Annotated in this window: 17 protein-coding genes and 1 other RNA gene; 13 read left to right on the top strand and 5 right to left on the bottom strand. The window is 67.8% G+C overall.

The genetic code is table 11. The features are described 5' to 3' along the window. Window positions 1-23: 23 nt before the first annotated feature. Complete coding sequence (locus tag ACQY9P_RS14280) at window positions 24-527, bottom strand: group I truncated hemoglobin (protein ID WP_421738621.1); 504 nt, start codon at window positions 525-527, stop codon at window positions 24-26. A gap of 11 nt (window positions 528-538) precedes the next feature. Further along, window positions 539-1429, bottom strand: coding sequence for a DUF3034 family protein (locus tag ACQY9P_RS14275; RefSeq protein WP_421738622.1), 891 nt, complete (start codon window positions 1427-1429; stop codon window positions 539-541). 186 nt (window positions 1430-1615) lie between these two features. Here ACQY9P_RS14275 and ACQY9P_RS14270 point away from each other — a divergent pair, with 186 nt between their 5' ends. Together ACQY9P_RS14270 and ACQY9P_RS14265 are read left to right on the top strand one after the other, a co-directional pair. Continuing rightward, window positions 1616-2206, top strand: coding sequence for a methylamine utilization protein (locus tag ACQY9P_RS14270; RefSeq protein ID WP_421738623.1), 591 nt, complete (start codon window positions 1616-1618; stop codon window positions 2204-2206). 8 nt (window positions 2207-2214) lie between these two features. Beyond that, the gene (locus tag ACQY9P_RS14265) at window positions 2215-4572 is read left to right on the top strand and encodes a putative bifunctional diguanylate cyclase/phosphodiesterase (protein WP_421738624.1); all 2358 of its coding nucleotides are present in this window, start codon (window positions 2215-2217) and stop codon (window positions 4570-4572) included. Window positions 4573-4714: 142 nt separating this feature from the next. On the opposite strand, the gene ACQY9P_RS14260 is transcribed toward ACQY9P_RS14265, so the two are convergent. Continuing rightward, window positions 4715-5380 carry an HAD family hydrolase gene (locus ACQY9P_RS14260; RefSeq protein ID WP_421738625.1) on the bottom strand — a complete coding sequence of 222 codons (666 nt, stop codon included), beginning with the start codon at window positions 5378-5380 and terminating at the stop codon, window positions 4715-4717. Continuing rightward, window positions 5377-6237, bottom strand: a complete 861-nt coding sequence (gene serB, locus ACQY9P_RS14255) for a phosphoserine phosphatase SerB (RefSeq protein ID WP_421738626.1) — start codon at window positions 6235-6237, stop codon at window positions 5377-5379. Before serB ends, ACQY9P_RS14260 begins: the two co-directional genes overlap by 4 nt. Before the next feature lie 172 nt (window positions 6238-6409). Here serB and miaA point away from each other — a divergent pair, with 172 nt between their 5' ends. The 5 genes from miaA (at window position 6410) to ACQY9P_RS14230 (ending at window position 11333) form a co-directional block, all read left to right on the top strand. Further along, the gene (gene miaA, locus ACQY9P_RS14250; RefSeq protein ID WP_421738627.1) at window positions 6410-7300 is read left to right on the top strand and encodes a tRNA (adenosine(37)-N6)-dimethylallyltransferase MiaA; all 891 of its coding nucleotides are present in this window, start codon (window positions 6410-6412) and stop codon (window positions 7298-7300) included. Between the two features lie 9 nt (window positions 7301-7309). Continuing rightward, a complete protein-coding gene (locus ACQY9P_RS14245; RefSeq protein WP_421738628.1) occupies window positions 7310-7795 on the top strand; it encodes a CinA family protein in 486 nt (161 codons plus the stop codon). A 258-nt stretch (window positions 7796-8053) separates the two neighbouring features. Then, entirely contained in the window at window positions 8054-9859 is a 1806-nt protein-coding gene (locus ACQY9P_RS14240) for an acetolactate synthase 3 large subunit (protein WP_421738629.1), read from the top strand. Between the two features lie 40 nt (window positions 9860-9899). After that, complete coding sequence (gene ilvN / locus ACQY9P_RS14235; RefSeq protein ID WP_421738630.1) at window positions 9900-10451, top strand: acetolactate synthase small subunit; 552 nt, start codon at window positions 9900-9902, stop codon at window positions 10449-10451. Window positions 10452-10463: 12 nt separating this feature from the next. Continuing rightward, a complete protein-coding gene (locus ACQY9P_RS14230; protein ID WP_421738631.1) occupies window positions 10464-11333 on the top strand; it encodes a hypothetical protein in 870 nt (289 codons plus the stop codon). Here ACQY9P_RS14230 and ACQY9P_RS14225 read toward each other — a convergent pair. After that, entirely contained in the window at window positions 11330-12241 is a 912-nt protein-coding gene (locus ACQY9P_RS14225) for an AraC family transcriptional regulator (protein ID WP_421738632.1), read from the bottom strand. The two genes, ACQY9P_RS14230 and ACQY9P_RS14225, sit on opposite strands and share 4 nt — an antisense overlap. Before the next feature lie 335 nt (window positions 12242-12576). Here ACQY9P_RS14225 and ACQY9P_RS14220 point away from each other — a divergent pair, with 335 nt between their 5' ends. From ACQY9P_RS14220 to ACQY9P_RS14195, 6 genes are all read left to right on the top strand, one after another. Next, window positions 12577-12840, top strand: coding sequence for an Atu4866 domain-containing protein (locus ACQY9P_RS14220; RefSeq protein ID WP_421738633.1), 264 nt, complete (start codon window positions 12577-12579; stop codon window positions 12838-12840). Beyond that, window positions 12819-13184: a transfer-messenger RNA gene (gene ssrA / locus ACQY9P_RS14215) on the top strand. Before ACQY9P_RS14220 ends, ssrA begins: the two co-directional genes overlap by 22 nt. Before the next feature lie 361 nt (window positions 13185-13545). Next, window positions 13546-14025 carry an SspB family protein gene (locus ACQY9P_RS14210; RefSeq protein ID WP_421738634.1) on the top strand — a complete coding sequence of 160 codons (480 nt, stop codon included), beginning with the start codon at window positions 13546-13548 and terminating at the stop codon, window positions 14023-14025. 3 nt (window positions 14026-14028) lie between these two features. Further along, window positions 14029-14499 (top strand): PaaI family thioesterase, encoded by a 471-nt coding sequence (locus tag ACQY9P_RS14205; protein WP_421738635.1) that lies wholly within the window; start codon window positions 14029-14031, stop codon window positions 14497-14499. A gap of 9 nt (window positions 14500-14508) precedes the next feature. Then, entirely contained in the window at window positions 14509-15291 is a 783-nt protein-coding gene (locus tag ACQY9P_RS14200) for a C13 family peptidase (protein ID WP_421738636.1), read from the top strand. A gap of 138 nt (window positions 15292-15429) precedes the next feature. Then, window positions 15430-17538, top strand: coding sequence for a serine hydrolase domain-containing protein (locus tag ACQY9P_RS14195; RefSeq protein WP_421738637.1), 2109 nt, complete (start codon window positions 15430-15432; stop codon window positions 17536-17538). The last annotated feature ends 64 nt before the right edge of the window (window positions 17539-17602 follow it).

Here is a 17602-nt window from a genome sequence, read left to right as displayed (position 1 = left end):
GGGCGCACCGGCGGGTCTGACGCCTATTCGACGACCTTGCGCTGCATCGGGGCCAGCTTGGCCAGCAGCCTGTTCTGGGCGAAGAAGGGCACCTTCTCCTTGTCCATCGCCCACTGCAGGTTCTCGACCAGCGCGTTGAAGTCCCTGTTCAGGACGCCCATGTCCTTGTGGACCGCCGCCATGTCGCGGCCGGTGTAGACGCAGCCTCCGCCCAGCACGTAGCAGAACTGCTCGGCCAGGGTCCGCTTCAGGCGCGGGACGTCGGTGGTGGCGAAGATCTCCTTGATGCGCGGGTCGACCACGCTGCGATCGACCAGGTCGGCGGCGATCCGCGCCAGGCCGTCCTTGCCGTGGAAGGCGTCGAAGGTCGCCGTGTCGGCCAGCGGCGCGGCGCCGGCGTTGGCGGACGACTGCACATAGGGATCCACGGGCTTTTCGCCGGCCGGAACGTCCTGGGCCAGGGCGGCGCCCGACAGGCCCAGGGTCATGACAGCCGCCAGGGCCGCGCTCTTGGTGAAATGACGCATCCTGCGCGCTCCTAGAAGCCGGCCTGCAGCGAGATGTAGAGGCCCCGCTGATTCCTGAAGGTGGCGATGTCGCCCAGATCGACATAGGCGGCGGTCACCGACACCGTCTTGTTGATCGCATAGGCGGCGAACAGGTCGGCCCAGTCGTCTTCCCTGGCGAAGCCGAGGTTGCTGGGCTTGGTGCGATACTCGGCGCCGACCACCAGGCGCTTGCTCAGCAGCACACCGGCCGAGCCTTCGAACTGGGCCTGGTAGCTGTCGTTCCGATCGCCGCCGAAGCCCAGCAGTCCGGTCTGGTTGGCCTTGGTCAGGCGCGCCGCGCCGCTCAGCACCAGGCTCTGGTTCAGCAGAAGCTTGGTGGCCGCGACGTAATAGTCGACGCCGCTGTCCTTCTTGCCGCCGACGGCGCGAATGACGGCGTCCTGATTGTTCTTCTTGTACTGCGCGCCGACCGAGACCTGGGGAACCCAGCTATCCTGGCCGTAGACCGCGTCGCCCAGCACCCTGACCTTCACGCCCAGCACGTCCTGCTTGAAGGTGAAGCCCTTGCCCAGGCCAAGCTTCGCGCCCGTGGGGCCGGTGTCGAATTCCTGGCGAGCGGCCGACAGCTCGACCCGGTCATAGAGACCAACCGCGCCGCCATAGGCGCGCAGCTTGTAGTCTGAAACATCAACAGAGGTGGCGTGCACCTTGCCGCCGATCCCGTCGCGGGTTTCGTTGCCGGCGATGACGCCCCAGGTCGAAAGGCCGCCGCCCGCGCCGCCTTCCAGGGCGCTGACCCCGCCGGTCAACAACAGCTTGCCGCCGGTCTGGATCTCGCCCGCGCGGGCGCCCCCGGCGAGCGACAGGGCGCCGGCCAGGACGCAGCCCAGCCCGATCGCCTGTTTCAGGTGAAGTTCCATTTCGCCCTCTTCGCCCGCCCGGCGCCTGACTTGCCGACGGCGGAGAGTCGATGAGAAGACTTTACAGAACCTTTCGTGAGTAACAGCGCCACACAACTGAAGCAGACGGGCGCAAGACTGTTGTTAACGCCGATTTCATCCGAGGCGGGTTAGTCCTGAGAGATGAAATTCGCCGCGACACTTCTCATGGTTGCGCTCATGGGCGGAAACGCCCTGGCAGGCAGCCTGACCGTGACGGTCCGCGGCGCCGACGGCAAGCCCGTGCCTGACGCCGTGGTCACGGCTTATCCGGGCGGCCAGCCCACCAAGGGACCGATCAAGTTCCCATGGCCCTACCGCGTCGCCCAGCAGAACATCCAGTTCACGCCGTTCGTGCTGATCGTACCGGCGGGCGCGGAGGTCTCATTCCCGAACCTCGATAAGGTTCGCCATCACGTCTATTCCTTCTCGGCGGGCAACAAGTTCGAGCTGAAGCTCTACGGCCACGAGGAAAACCGCACCGTCACCCTGCCCGCCGTCGGCGTGGCGGCGATCGGCTGCAACATCCACGATCAGATGGTGGGCTTCATCAAGGTGGTCGACACCCCCTATGCGGCCAAGACCGACGCCTCCGGCGTGGCGACCCTTCGCGACATTCCCAACGGCGCCGTCGTGGCGCGGGTCTGGCACCCGTATCTGCGCGGCATGAAGAACGAGAAGACCCTGTCGTCGACCTCGGTCGGCCCAGACACCCGCGAGGCGGTCTCCATCGAGATCCGCGCGCCCGCGCCGCACTGAGTATCGCCGTGTTCCATCGCCTGCAGACCAAGCTGACTGTTCTCTATGCCGGGCTGTTCGCCCTGGCGCTGAGCTTGGTCGCGGTCGCGGTCTATCTGGCGATCGCGGGCAACGCCCAGCAGGCGGTGCGCCAGGAACTGGCCGCCAGCGGCACCGTCTTCGACCGTGTCTGGGCCCTGCGCACCCAGCGCCTGCAGGACGGCGCCGACCTGCTGTCACGCGACTTCGGCTTCCGCGCCGCCGTCGCCACCCACGATGTGCCGACCGTGGAGTCGGCGATCAGCAATCTGCGCCGGCGCATGGGCCTGGATCTGGCCTTCATCGTGGGCATGGACGGCGACGTGGTCGGCGTCGACGCCTCCCAGCTGGATGTCGAGAAGCTGTGGACCGCGCTGGACGCCCAGGACGGCGCGCAGGGCGTGTTTGTCGTCAACGGCGCGCCCTACCAGGTGATCTCCGCGCCGATCATGGCCCCCACCCTGACCAGCTGGATCGTGTTCGCCGCCAAGCTGGACAACACCGAAATGCTGGCGCTGGAGCGCCTGTCGGCCATCGCTCTCGACGCCCAGGTCTTCGATCGCCGCGGAAGCCGGTGGATCACCGACAACGCGGGCTTTGATCCCGACCTGATGGGCGCCCATGTCGAAAAGGCCCTGCGCGACAAGATCCGCGAGCCCAGCCTGCTGAAGACCGGCGGCCAGGGCAATCTGGTGCTGGTCAAGCCGCTGAAGGCGCTCGGCCAGGATGGCGCGGCCGCTCTCGTGCTGCGCTACCCGATGGCCCAGGCCATGGCGCCGTATCGCCCGTTGTTCGCCGCCGTGGTGATCGCCGGCCTGATCGGCGCGATCCTGGTGGCGGCGGGCAGTTGGGCCCTGTCACGCGGCCTGGCCCGCCCCATCGCCGCCCTGGACGACGCCGCCCGCCGCCTGCAGCGCGGCGAGGACGTGCGGGTCGAGGTCCAGACCCAGGACGAGATCGGCCGCCTGGCCGAAAGCTTCAACCTGATGGCCGCGGAGATCCGCGGTCGCGAAGCGACGATGATCCGCCAGGCCTTGCATGACGAAGAAACCGGTCTCGCCAACCGCCGGGCCCTGGAGCGCGAGATCACCGCCCGACTGGCTCAGGTCGCGCCCGGACGTCAGGTCGTGATCGGGGCCCTGGGCCTGGACCGCTTCGCCGCCGTGCGCAGCGCCATTGGCTATGAGCTGGCCACCGCCCTCATCGCCAAGATCGGTGAGCGGCTGGTGACTATTTCTCCCGGACTGATGGTCGGCCGCCTGACAACCTCCATCCTCTGCGTGATCTCGCTGGTGGATGACGCCGACAAGGCGGTGCTGCGGATCGAGGACCTGATCCCGGCCCTGGAGCCCCCTGTCCTGGTCGGCGGCGAGCTGGTCGACATCCACATGACCCACGGCGTGGCCGCCGCGGGGCGCGACGAGATGGACGCGGCCCGCCTGATCGAACGCGCCTTGATCGCCCTGGACCAGGCCCGCGCGGCGCACCGCAAGGTCATGGTCTTCGACGCCGTCGCCTATGGCGACCCCGCCGCCAACCTTTCGCTGATGAGCGAGATGCTGGACGGCGTCCGCACCGGGGCCCTGTTCCTGAACCACCAGCCCAAGCTCGACCTGCGCACGGGCAAGATCACCGGCGTCGAGGCGCTGGTCCGCTGGAACCATCCGACGCGGGGCATGATGCGCCCGGACCTGTTTGTGGAAATGGCCGAGGAAACCGGCCACATCCGCGCGCTGACCGACTTTGTCCTGACCCAGGCCATCGCCGACCAGAAGCAGCTGCGCGCCGCCGGCCAGGACCTGCTGATGTCGATCAACATCTCCGGCCGCCTGATCGACGACGCCGACTTCGCCGACCGGGCCATTGAACAGGTGGCGCGCGAGGGCGCCCGCGTCTGCTTCGAGATCACCGAGACCGCCGTGATCGGCAATCCGGACGTGGCCCTGGGCGTGCTGGAACGCTTCGACGCCGCCGGCATCCAGGTCTCGATCGACGACTACGGCTCGGGCCTGTCGTCCCTGGCCTATCTCAAGCAGATCCGCGCCGACGAGTTGAAGATCGACAAGGCCTTCGTCCTGTCGCTGCAAGCCGGAAGCAAGGACGCCCTGCTGGTCAAGTCGACCGTCGACCTGGCCCACAGCCTGGGCATGAAGGTCACGGCCGAGGGCGTCGAGACCCGCGAGGCCTTGGCCGTGCTGCAACTGATGGGCTGCGATATCGCCCAAGGTTATCGCATCGCCAGGCCGATGGCGCTGGACGCGCTGACGACCTTCCTCGACGGCTGGTCGATCGAACTGCCGGCTGACGTCGAAGGCGGCGCGCTCAAGCAAGCCTCGTCAGCAATCTAAGCCAAAACAATCTTGTCATCCCGGCCGCAGCGAAGCGGAGAGCCCGGACCCAGGAGCCAACGTAACGCGGCTGCCCCTGGGTCCCGGATCGGCTACGCCGTCCGGGATGACAAGCTTTTTGATAGCTTGAAAACTCAGCCGTTCAGGCCGACGCCTTCAACAGATCAAGCACCACGTGCAGGCTGTCGGCGATGTGGATGCACTTGTCGTGCATCTCCTCGTTTGGATCGAGGATGTCGGGCACCATCACGGTCATCATGCCGGCGGCATGGGCCGCGCGGACGCCGGGATGGGAATCCTCCAGGGCCAGGCAGCCCAGCGGCGCGATCCCGATCCGGCGGGCGGCTTCCAGATAGGGGTCTGGATGCGGCTTGTGCCGGGTGACGTCGGCATGGGCCACCACCGCGTTGAAGCGTCCCAGAAGGTCGAAGCGGCCCAGATACTTCTCGACCGAGGCGATGCCATTCGAGGTGGCGATGGCCCGCGGCAGGCCGATATCGTCCAGATAGTCGAGAATCTCGACAACCCCGGCCTTCAGCTTGGTCTCGGCCTCCAGCAGGTCCTCGACGTCGGCCCAGACACGCTCGAAATAGGCCTGGACCGGGAAGTCCACACCGTACAGGTCGCGCAGAAGCAAGGCGCTTTGCGGGTTGGTCTTGCCCACCATCGCCGCATAGATCTCGCCGGTGAACGTGATGCCGAACGTCGCGCCGGCCTCGATCATGGCCGCGCGATAGACGATCTCGGTGTCCAGCAGCAACCCGTCCATGTCGAAGACCACCGCCTCGACGCGGCGGGGAAAGCTCACGAAACAAACTCCGAGGCCTTGTAACCCTGGAAGTAGAGCAAGGCCGTCAGGTCGGCGTGGTCGACCTTGGCGTGGGCCTGGGCCGCGACAATCGGCTTGGCGCGATAGGCGACGCCCAGGCCGGCGACCTCGATCATCGCCAGGTCGTTGGCGCCGTCGCCCACGGCCAAGGCGTCGGCTGGGGTCAACCCCAGAGCGGCGGTCTCTTCGCGGAGGGCCGCCAGCTTGGCCTCCTTGCCCAGGATCGGCTCGCCCACCTGGCCGGTCAGCTTGCCGTCCGCTTCGATCAGGGTGTTGGCGCGGTTCAGATGGAAGCCCGCCGCCGCCGCCACGCGACTGGTGAAGAAGGTGAAGCCGCCCGACACCAGGGCGCAGCGGGCGCCGTGGGCGGCCATGGTTTCGACCAGGGTCTTGGCCCCGGGATTGAGGCGCACGCGCTGGTCGTAGCAGGTCTGCAGCGCGTCGACCGACAGGCCCGCCAGCATCCCAACACGTTCACGCAGCGCGCCCTCGAAGGCCAGTTCGCCGCGCATGGCCCGCTCGGTGATCTCGGAGACCTTGTCCTTGACCCCCGCGAAGTCGGCCAGCTCGTCGAGGCATTCGACATTGATGATGGTGGAGTCCATGTCGGCGATCAGCAGGCGCTTGCGACGGTTCTCGCCGGAGGTCACCGCGAAATCGACCGGCAGACCCTCGGTCGCGGCCTCGACCGCCGCGAGCAGTTCGCCGGGATCCCCATCGGTCGCGATCTCGACCGCGTCCGGACCCAGAACCTCCCCCGGGCCACGATCGAAGAGAGCGACGGCGCGCGCCAGGGCGCTGGCGTCGGGGCTGACGAAGACGACGATCTGGACCATGGCGCGGGGCGTAGACCGGCGCGCCGTCGAGATCAACCTTCACGGACCGTCGATTGATGCTAAGGCCAAGCCCGGCGCGAAACCCGAGGGACCCGATGGCCGAGCCGCGAAACGAGACTCTGGCGGCGCGGCCCGGCTTGACCCGCGCCCCTCGCCGAAGAAGGGTTGGCCCATGAGCGCACCGCCCATCACCCTGATCGCCGGCCCCACCGCCAGCGGCAAGTCGGCCCTGGCGCTGAAGCTGGCCCGCGAGATCGGCGGCGAGATCGTCAACGCCGACTCCATGCAGATCTATGCCGGCCTGCGCGTCCTCACGGCCGGCCCGACACAGGAGGAACTGGCCCAGGCGCCGCACCATCTGTTCGGCGTGGTCGACGCCGCCGAAGGCTGGTCGGTGGCCAAGTGGCTGGAGGCGGCGATGGTCGCCCTGCGCGACATCGACCATCGCGGACGCCCGGCCATCATTGTCGGCGGCACCGGCCTCTATTTCCGCGCCCTGACCCATGGCCTGGCCGACGTGCCGGCGGTCTCGGAAACCCAGCGTGAGATTTCCGGTCTGCTCTACGCCGCCCAGGGCGAGCACGAGTTTCGCGACGCCCTGGCCCGGCTGGACCCCGAAGCCGCCGAGCGAATCGAGGTCGGCGATCGCCAGCGCCTGGTCCGCGCCCACGCGGTGGCCGTCGCCACCGGCCGCTCGCTGACCGCCTGGCAGACCGACACCCGTCCAGCCCTGGCGCCGGGCAGCTGGAAGGGGGTTGTGCTGGATCTGCCGCGCGCCGAACTCTACGCCCGCTGCGACGCCCGGTTCTCGACCATGGTCGAGGGCGGCGCGCTGGAAGAGGTGGCCGCCATGGAGGCCCGGGGGCTGAACGGCGCCTTGCCCGCGCTCAAGGCCGTCGGCTATCGCGAGCTGGCCGCTCACCTGCGCGGCGAGACGACCCTGGACCAGGCGCTGGACGCCGCCCGGCAGGAAACCCGCCGCTACGCCAAGCGCCAGCTCACCTGGTTCCGGAACCAGACGCCGGACTGGGCGCGGGTTTCGGCGACTGATCCGCAATCCTAAGGAACATCAATGTCCGACCTCAACGCCCTCGCCGAACGCGTCGCCCACCGCCTAACCGAACGCGGCGAGACCCTGGCCATCGCCGAGTCCTCGGCCGGCGGCCTGATCTCGGCCGCCCTCCTGGCGGTGCCGGGGGCCTCGAAGTTCTATGTCGGCGGGGCGGTCGTCTATACGGCCCGGGCCCGCCTGACCCTGATGGACATTCCGCAGAAGGCGATGGACGGTCTGCGCTCGGCCAGCGAGCCCTACGCCGCCCTGCTGGCCCGTGTGGCGCGCAAGAACCTCAAGGCCACGTGGGGCCTGTCGGAAACCGGCGCGGCCGGGCCGGACGGCAACCGCTATGGTGACCTGCCAGGCCATTGCTGCATGGCCGTCGCGGGCGAGGACACCGCCGTCAGCGCCACCCTGGAAACCGGCAGCGACGACCGGCCCGCCAACATGCAGGCCTTCGCGGCGGCGGCGCTGAAGCTGCTGCTCGACACGCTGGAAGCCTGAATCGGGACAAAAAGGCACATCCTTGCCGCCAACCCTGCCTTGACGGCCCTCCGAACGCATGGCATCACCCTTTCCGTAGCTTTGGAGCAAGACTCGTGCGCAAAACCATGATCGTACTTATGGAGCGGCTGTCCGCGATGTGACCTTGAAGTCACGTCGTAGTTCAGTCGCGCGCGCAAAGGTCCTTCGGGACCTTTTTTCTTTTCAGCCCAGCCCTTCCGCACCCCCTACGGACCGCCCCCTTTTCGGACAACTGCCATGACCGCCCACCAGACCATCGAGAGCCCGGCCCCCGCCGACACCGCCTCCCGCGCCATGACCGGCGCCGAGATCGTGGTTCGCGGCCTCGTGGACCAGGGCGTCGAGGTTCTGTTCGGCTATCCGGGCGGCGCCGTCCTGCCGATCTATGACGCGCTGTTCCACGAGCCACGCCTGCAGCACATCCTGGTTCGCCACGAACAGGGCGCGACCCACGCGGCGGAAGGCTATGCGCGCAGCTCGGGCAAGCCGGGCGTGGTCCTGGTCACCTCGGGCCCGGGCGCGACCAACGCCATTACCGGCATCATGGACGCCCTGATGGACTCCATCCCGATGGTCGTCATCACCGGCCAGGTTCCCACGCACCTGATCGGCACCGACGCCTTCCAGGAGGCCGACACCGTCGGCATGACCCGCTCGTGCACCAAGCACAACTATCTGGTCAAAGACGTCCGCGACTTGCCGCAGATCATCCACGAGGCCTTCAAGATCGCCACCACGGGCCGCCCCGGCCCGGTGCTGATCGATATCCCCAAGGACGTCCAGTTCGCCAAGGGCGAATACTATGGCCCGACCGAGGTCGGCTCGACCCACGCCTATTCGCCCAAGACCAAGGGCGACCAGGGCCGCATCGCCGAAGCCGCCAAGCTGATCGCCCAGGCGCGCCGGCCGATCTTCTATACCGGCGGCGGCGTCATCAACGCCGGTCCCCGCGCCAGCGCGTTGCTGCGCGAGTTCCAGGCCCTGACCGGCGCGCCGGTCACCTCGACCCTGATGGGCCTGGGCGCCTTCCCGGCCGCCGATCCGGCCTGGCTGGGCATGCTGGGCATGCACGGCACGTTCGAAGCCAACAACGCCATGCACGATTGCGACGTGATGATCTGCGTCGGCGCCCGCTTCGACGACCGCGTCACGGGCCGGCTGGACGCCTTCTCGCCGGGCAGCAAGAAGATCCACATCGATATCGACGCCTCGTCGATCAACAAGAACGTCCGCGTCGACCTGCCGATCGTCGGCGACGCCGCCAGCGTGCTCGAGGATCTGATCGCCGCCTGGAAGGCCGCCGGCCATCAGCCGAACAAGGCCGCCCTGACCGACTGGTGGGCCCACATCGACACCTGGCGGGCCCGCCAGTGCCTGAACTACCGGCGCTCGGAAACCACGATCAAGCCGCAGTACGCCATTGAGCGCCTGTATGAACTGACCAAGGCCAAGGACGTCTACATCACCACCGAAGTCGGCCAGCACCAGATGTGGGCGGCGCAGTTCTTCCGCTTCGAGGAACCCAATCGCTGGATGACTTCCGGCGGCCTGGGCACCATGGGCTACGGCCTGCCCGCCGCGCTGGGCGTGCAGTTGGCCCATCCGGGCGCCCTGGTCGTCGACATCGCCGGCGAAGCCTCGATCCAGATGTGCATCCAGGAACTGTCGACGGCGATCCAGTTCGACCTGCCGGTCAAGATCTTCATCCTCAACAACGAATGGATGGGCATGGTCCGCCAGTGGCAGCAGCTGCTGCACGGCGAGCGCTACAGCCACTCCTATTCCGACAGCCTGCCCGACTTCGTGAAGCTGGCCGAGGCCTATGGCGCCGTCGGCATCCGCTGCTCGGATCCGGCCGAACTGGACGGCAAGATCCTGGAGATGATCAATAGCGACAAGGTCGTGGTCTTCGACTGCCGCGTCGAAAAGCACGAGAATTGCCTGCCGATGATCCCCTCGGGGAAGGCCCACAACGAGATGATCATGGGCGACGTCGAGGACATCGGCAACGTCATCGGCGAGGATGGCGCCGGGCTGGTCTAAGGCCCTCGCCCTTCGGCTCCTCTTTGCATAGAAGCGATTCATGACCAGTCAAACCGCCTCAGGCTCCGCCTACGACATGCCCACCGCCTCCCAGGTCGAGCAGACGGCGACCTTCGCCCTGCTGGTCGATAACGAGCCGGGCGTGCTGCATCGAGTGGTCGGGCTGTTCGCCGCGCGGGGCTACAACATCGAGAGCCTGACGGTCGCCGAGACCGATCACAAGGCGCACACCAGCCGCATCACGGTGGTCACGCGCGGCACGCGCCACACCCTCGACCAGATCGAGGCGCAGCTGCACAAGGTGGTCAGCGTTCGCCGTGTTCATGACGTGACCCGCGACCCCAACGGCGTCGAGCGCGAACTGGCCCTGGTCAAGGTGCGCGGCTCCGGGGCCGATCGGGTCGAGGCCCTGCGGATCGCCGACATCTTTCGCGCCAAGCCGGTGGACACCACGCTGGAAAGCTTCGTCTTCGAGATCTCGGGCGCGCCGTCCAAGATCGACAAGTTCCTGGACCTGATGCGCCCCCTGGGCCTGGTGGAACTTTCCCGCACCGGGGTGCTTTCCATCGAGCGGGGCGTCGAAGGCATGTAGCGGAGTGCGGCGATGAGCCTGATGGGTCTGATCGCGGGACTTGTTCTCGCCGGCCAGCAGCTCGCGCCGCCCGTGACGCCCGCGCCACCGACACCTGATCTGGCGATCTGGTGGTCGCCCGAAATCCCGAGACCGTCGCCCGAAGCCGACCCGCTGTATGGCCGTCGGCTGGGACGCCACGAGACGCCCGTACCGATCGACAACGGCGTCGACACCCTGCTCTACCGCCTGTGGGGCCTGCAGCCGCTCCAGACCCAGCTTGTCCGGCGCGGCGAAATGATCCTCGAGGTCTGGGCGAGGCCCGCGCGTGGCGTGCGGCAGGCGGTGATCCGCGTCACCCTCCGTCGCGACGGCCGCGCCTTCGTCCAGGCTCGCGCCGGCCTGGGCTGCTGCGCGCCAGAGATCGACCGGCGAGTCGACATCAACGCCGAACTGCCCCGCGAACGGATCCCGGCCCTCAAGGCCCTGGCCAGCCATGCGATGTGGAGCCAGCCGCGTGACGTGACCGTCGACTATGGCGGCGGCGGCGTATCGGCGGTCTGCCTGGATGGCGTGGCGTGGGACATCACCCTGCTGGTCGCCGGACAGGCGCGGCATCTTCGCCGGGCCTGCGACGACGCCGAGGTCGGCTCGATCACCGACGCCCTGACCCTGGCCCTGAGCGCGGCGCTCGGTCGGGACGCCCGCTTCGACGCGGTGTTTCCGCGCGGCGCGAACCTGTCGCGCCAGACGCAGGCCTACGATCAGTTGATCGCCTCTGGCGGGCGCCTGAGGCCGAGCGACAACGCGCGGCCGCAGCCACCGGCCGTTCCGCCGCCACCCGACGACGAGACCGGGGACCCGGCGTCAGGCGCGCCCGCTCCGGAAATCCCCAAACCTTAGGCGCCGACCATCTGGTCCGGTTGCTCGCGCAGGCGGGCGGCGTCCCTCAGCGGCGGCGCGCCGAACAGGCGGGCATATTCACGGCTGAACTGCGAAGGGCTGTCATAGCCCACGGTGTGGCCGGCCGTGGCGCAGTCGAGGCGCTGCACCAGGATCAGCCGCCGCGCCTCCTGCAGGCGAAGTTGCTTCTGATACTGCAGGGGCGAGAGCGCGGTCACCGCCTTGAAGTGCTGGTGCAGGGCCGAGGCGCTCATCCGGGCTTCGGCGGCCACATCCTCGATGCTGAAGGGCTGGGAGAAGTTGCGCTTGATCCAGCCGATCGCGCGGTTGATCTGGCGCAGCCGGCCGTCGGCGCGGGCGATCTGGGCCAGACGCGCCCCATGCTCGCCGGTCAGCAGGCGATAGAGGATCTCGCGCTCGATCAGCGGCGCCAGCACCGGCGCGTGCTCGGGCGCCTCCATCAGCCGGACCATGCGGCAGACGGCGTCGAACAGCTCCGGCGTCATCGCGCCGGCCGACATGCCGCCGACCAGAGGCGCGGACGCGTCCAGTCGGGCAGCCATTCCCGTCTCCATGATCATCTCGCTGATCATGTTCGGGTCCAGGGTGATGCGGAAGCTGAGATAGGGAGCCTCGGGCGAGGCCTCGATCACCTGCCCGACCACCGGCACATCGACCGAGGCCAGGAAAAAGTTGCGGTCGTCGTAGTGGTGCACGACGTCGCCCACCAGCACCCGCTTGCGGCCCTGGGCCAGCACGCAGAAGGCCGGTTCGTGCACGGCGTGCATCGGTTCGCTGGGCTGACTTACGCGATAAAGGCCGATGCGCGGGCCGCAGCAGGTGTCATGCGGGCCTTCGTTCGGCGTGAATCGTTCAATCAGGGCGGCCAGCGCCTCGCGCGTGCTCATGGAATTTCCATTGTTTGCTTGAGGCTATTGGTAAGCCTTGCACGATCCTGCGTCACGCGACGACGTTCGCTTCTGGAGGATCATGCAATCAAGTCGGAGCATCGATCTACCGGCTGGACGCCCCTCTCCCGCATAGTGACCGGGTTCCGCTCCACGACGCGGCAACTCCCAAAATCAGACTCCACGATGAGACGCTACACGCCCCGACGCGGCGTGGCGGCTCCGCGCTGGTTCGTCGCCGTCCTGCTGGGCGGCGCGGCCGCGCTGACTGTCGCCACGGCCATGCTTCCCTCTGCCTCGCCCGCCCCTGCCCCTTCATCCTGGAGGATTGCCCCATGAACATCACCATGGTTCCCCACGTTCCCGTGTCTGGCGTCTGGACCTCGCCCGACGGCGGCATCAGCCTGGAGCTGCGCCCCGACGGCCGCTTCGTCGAAACCCGCGCCAGGCCTTTCAACCTGTTCACCGGGGTCTATGTCCTGATGGGCGAAACCTTGAAACTGTTCGAGGATTCCGGCGCCGTCGTGACCGGAACCCTGGCCGGTGGGCGCCTCAGCATCGGCGCCATGGAGGAACGCACCTTCCATACGGCGCACTAACGCCCTATATTGGATTTGTCCGGTCTCGGCCGGACTATGGGGATAAACGCGCACGTAATAAGCGGACTGGACCCGGGTGCGATTCCCGGCGGCTCCACCAAACTCTCCCGAGTTATCACGGGACTGCATGGGGCCGATCAGCATCGACAGACGTGTAAAGGTGTAATGCTTTCTCTCGGCGTGGCTCACCGTATCGGGCCGCTAAACTAACTGCGAACGATAACTTCGCTGAAGAGTTCGCTATCGCCGCGTAATGCGGTGCTAGTGAATTCGCGCCTTAAGTCCTAGGGGTTCAGATCCTTAGGCGGGGCCCGGAGGGAGCCTGCCAACAGAATCCCTCCACTTTCCAAAAGTGGCAGCCGAGGCTCCCTCCTCTCTTTCGAGAAGGAATGGGGGAGCCTGCCAACAGAATCCCTCCACTTTCCAAAAGTGGCAGCCGAGGCTCCCTCCTCTCTTTCGAGAAGGAATGGGGGAGCCTGCCAACAGAATCCCTCCACTTTCCAAAAGTGGCAGCCTAGGCCCCTCCTCTCTTTCGAGAAGGAATGGGGGAGCCTGCCAACAGAATCCCTCCACTTTCACCCGAAGCTGGCGCGTTAACCCTTTCCAAAATTTGTGCCCGCGCAGGCGGTTCCACCACCTTTGCCGGAGAGCCGTGACGCGCTAGGCTGACATCCTTGTTTCAGTTCCCAGTGCTAGACGGACCGCATGGCCCCCACCAATCCGCCTGAAGACCTTATGCAATACGAGGCCATGGCCCAGGACGCCCTGCGCGGCGTCGTCAAGGCCGCCTTGCGCAAGGCGGCGGCCCCCGGCGGCCTGCCCGAACCGCACCACCTGTACATCACCTTCAAGACCCAGGCGGCCGGCGTCTCGGGCCCGCAGGACCTGTTGGGCAAGTATCCCGACGAGATGACCATCATCCTGCAGCACCAGTACTGGGACCTGGCGCCGGGCGAGACCTTCTTCTCGGTCACCCTGAAGTTCGGCGGCCAGCCCAAGCGCCTTTCGGTGCCCTATGCGGCCGTGACGCGATTCTATGACCCGTCGGTGCAGTTCGCCCTGCAGTTCGAGGCCCCCGAGATCGTGCCGCCCGAACCGACCGTCGAGCCAGAGCCCGAAGCCCCGACCGAAGGCGGCGAAGAGGCTCCCAAGATCATTTCCCTCGACCAGTTCCGGAAGAAATAGCGCGTGAGCGACGTCGCGGCGGACGAGCCCCAGGTTCTCACCGACGAGGCGATCCTCGAACGCTTTCGCGCGTCCAAGAACGCGCCGTCGGGCTCGCGCACCCTGGGCTTTCAGCTGCTGGCCGTGCGACAGGCTGATCGCGAGGTCGAGGTGGCGTTCGAGGCGCGCGCCGACCTGCTGTGCAATCCCATGGGGCAGATCCAGGGCGGCTATGTCTGCGCCATGCTGGACGAATGCATGTCGGTGGCCGGCATGATCAGCTCGGGCATGACCCATGTGGTGCCAACCCTCGAGATGAAGACCAGCTTTCTGCGCCCCGCCATGCCGGGCGCCCTGCGCGGCGTCGGCCGGGTGGTGAAGTGGGGCAGAACGGTCTGCTTCACCGAGGGCGAGCTTTACGACGGCGAAGGCCGTCTGCTGGCCAAGGCGTCCGGTACGGCCATCCCCACGCCCTTCGCCCGGTTCAAGAAATAGGAGCCGGCGATGCGGAGCGCGGCGGGCATCCTTGTCGGCGTTCTCCTGCTCACCTTCGCTTCGCTGGCCCACGCCCAGGACGCGTCCCTGGGGCCGTTCGCCAAATGGTCGGCCGTGGTCGTGGCCGGCGACTGGCGCGCCCACTCCGGTGGCCCCACCGAGGCCTTCGACAACGCCCGGCGCGACGTCGCCCACGCCCTGACCGACATGGGCTTCGACCGCGCCGCCGTGCACCAGTTCTCCGTGCGGCCCGAGCGCTATCCCGGCGACGCCCCGGGCCTCTCGGACGTGCGGGCCATTCATCTCAGCCTCAAGCAGAGCGCCGAGACCGCCAGGGCCGGTTGCCTGTTTTATATCAGCAGCCACGGCGGGCCGGATGGCGCGATCCTGGGCGAGTTCACCCTGCGCCCGCCGCTGCTGGCCGCCCTGATCGATGACGCCTGCCCCTCGCGCCCGGCCGTGGTGGTGATCTCGGCCTGCTTCTCCGGCGTGTTCATTCCCGCGCTGCAGAAGCCCGATCGCATGGTGCTGACCGCCGCCCGCCCGGACCGGGCCTCGTTCGGCTGCGGCGAAAGCGACAGGTACCCCTTCTTCGATGACTGCTTCCTGTCGTCCGCGCCCGGCGCAAAAGACTTCATCGCCCTGGGCGCGGCGGTGCAGTCCTGCGTCGCACGCAAGGAGAAGGACATCGGCGCCGCGCCGGCTTCCGAGCCCCAGGTCTGGATCGGGCCGGCCCTGCGCCCGTTCCTGCCCCTGTACGCGTTCAGCCGCGCCAGATCGCGCGCGCCCTGAAGGCGTCCCCAGCAATAGACACCGATAACGCACGCCGCTCTTTGAACACGGTGCGAGGCGCCCTAGAACTCGGCTCAAGCTCTGCTCACTCCTAGAGGTCGGTCCTTGACGTCGCGCCTTTCGTCCAGAGCCGCCTTGATGGCGGTGTTGATCGGTCTCCTGACTTCGATGGGCGTCGCCCAGGCGCAGGATACATCGTCGTCGTCGCCCGAGGCGCCGGCGGCCTCGCCGTCCGATGGTCCCCGCCCCTACCTGGCCCTGAAACGTCGCCCGCGTCCGCGTCCGGCGATCGCGCGTCAGATCACCACGCCCAGCCCGGCGCCAGTCGCGGCGAAAGCCGTCGTTGCGGTTCCGGTCCCCGCGCCGATGGTCCGCAACGTAGCGCCCCTTCCCCCGGCCGAGCTGGAGGCCTTTGTCGACGGCCTGATGCGTCGCGGCATGGCTGAAGACCACATCGCGGGCGCTACCATCGCCGTCGTCCAGAACGGACAGGTCATCCTGAAAAAGGGCTATGGCGTCGCCAGCCTGAAGGATCGCCGCGCCGTCGATCCCGACCAGACCCTGTTCCGCATCGCCTCGATCTCCAAGACGTTCACCTGGATCGCCCTGATGAACGAGATCGAGGCCGGGCGGATGCGCCTCGACGGTCCGGTGAATCTGTACCTGCCCGAGCCGATCCAGATCCGCGGCAAGAACCAGGCCCCCATCCTGCTGCGTCATCTGATGACCCACACGCCGGGTTTCGAGGATCGGGCCCTGGGCCAGTTGTTCGAGCGCGACTGGAAGCGCGTCCGCCCGCTGAACGAATATCTGCGCCAGGAGCGTCCGCGCCGCGTGCGCGAGCCCGGCGCCCTGCCGGCCTATTCCAACTACGGCGTGGCCCTGGCCGGCGCCGCCCTGGCCAATGTCACAGGCAAGCCGTTCGAGCAGCTGGTCGCCGACGAGATCATCTTCCCGGCCGGCATGACCCACACCACGTTCCGCGACGCGCGCCCGTGGCGCGATGACCTGCCCGCGCCGATGAACGCGGCCCTGGCCGCCAACCGCTCGGACGGCTTCCGCTGGACGCCCCTGGGCTGGCGCGAACAGGCGCCCGAACTGACCGGCCAGATCGCCCCCGCCGGCGGCGCCTCCTCGACCGCCGCCGACATGAGCCGCTACATGATGCTTCTGCTGGGCGACGGGACGATCGACGGCAAGACCATCTATTCGCCGCGCACCGCGCAGGCTTTCCGCACCTCGATGTACCGCCCGGCGCCGGAAGCGGCGGGCTGGAACGCCGGGTTCCAGGACGTGCCCCTGCCTGGCGGCCGCCGGGGCTTTGGACACCTGGGCGACACCCTGTGGTTCCACTCCAACCTGGTGGTGGTTCCCGACCTGGGCCTTGGCGTGTTCATCGCCGTGAACACCGACACCGGGGCCGAACTGCCCTCGATCCTGCCGTCGGCGATCATCGAGCGCTTCTATTCCCCGCCCCCGGCCGTGCCGGTGACCCAGCCGCTGAGCGCCGAGGCGGCCAAGGCCTTCGAAGGTGACTACCTGGGCACCCGCCGCGCCTATCACGGACTGGAGGGCTTCATCGGCCGCATCATCCGCACGGCCAGCGTGCGCGCCACGCCCGACGGCCAGCTGGCCCTGCTGGTCGACAGCAAGTCCACGCTGTGGAACGCCACCGATCGCCCCGGCGTGTTCAAGGCCGTCAACGGCCCTGAACTGCTGGTCTTTGAGATGGCGGACGGCCGCGCCACGCGCTTCTACCCGCCCGTCGGCTTCGCCGCCTTCGAGCGGGTGGGTTTCCCGTTCAATTCCGGCCTGCTGGCCTGGTTTGTCAGCCTGGCCGCCCTGGCCTCGATCGCCACCCTGGCCGGCGTGTTCATGCGCGACCGTCGCGAGACCCGCCAGACGCCCACCCAGACCCGCGCCAACCTTCTGCAGACCACCCAGGCGGCGCTCTGGCTCATTTCCCTGGGCTGCGTGGGCATGTTCGCGTCCAAGTCCAGCGACATCGCCGCCGTCTTCTTCGGCTGGCCCAGCGGCTGGCTGGTGACCGGCTCGGCCTGCGCCCTGGTGGCCAGCGTGCTGACGGTGGTGACGCTGGTCATGGCCCCCATGGTCTGGCGCGGCGGTCGTCGCGTGGACAGCTGGACCACCCTGCGCAAGCTGGCCTTCACCTACACCGTCCTGCTCTATACGGGCCTGGCGGTGCTGCTGCTGCTGTGGAACTTCCTGCTGCCCTGGAGCGGCTGAATCGCCGCCTTTCACCGGCGTTGAAATTGCAGCGTTCTCCCAAAGCAAGTCCTTTGGGAGGGAT

Source organism: Caulobacter sp. (assembly GCF_965279145.1).
GTDB lineage: Bacteria > Pseudomonadota > Alphaproteobacteria > Caulobacterales > Caulobacteraceae > Caulobacter.
This window is presented reverse-complemented; position numbering and strand designations above follow the sequence as displayed.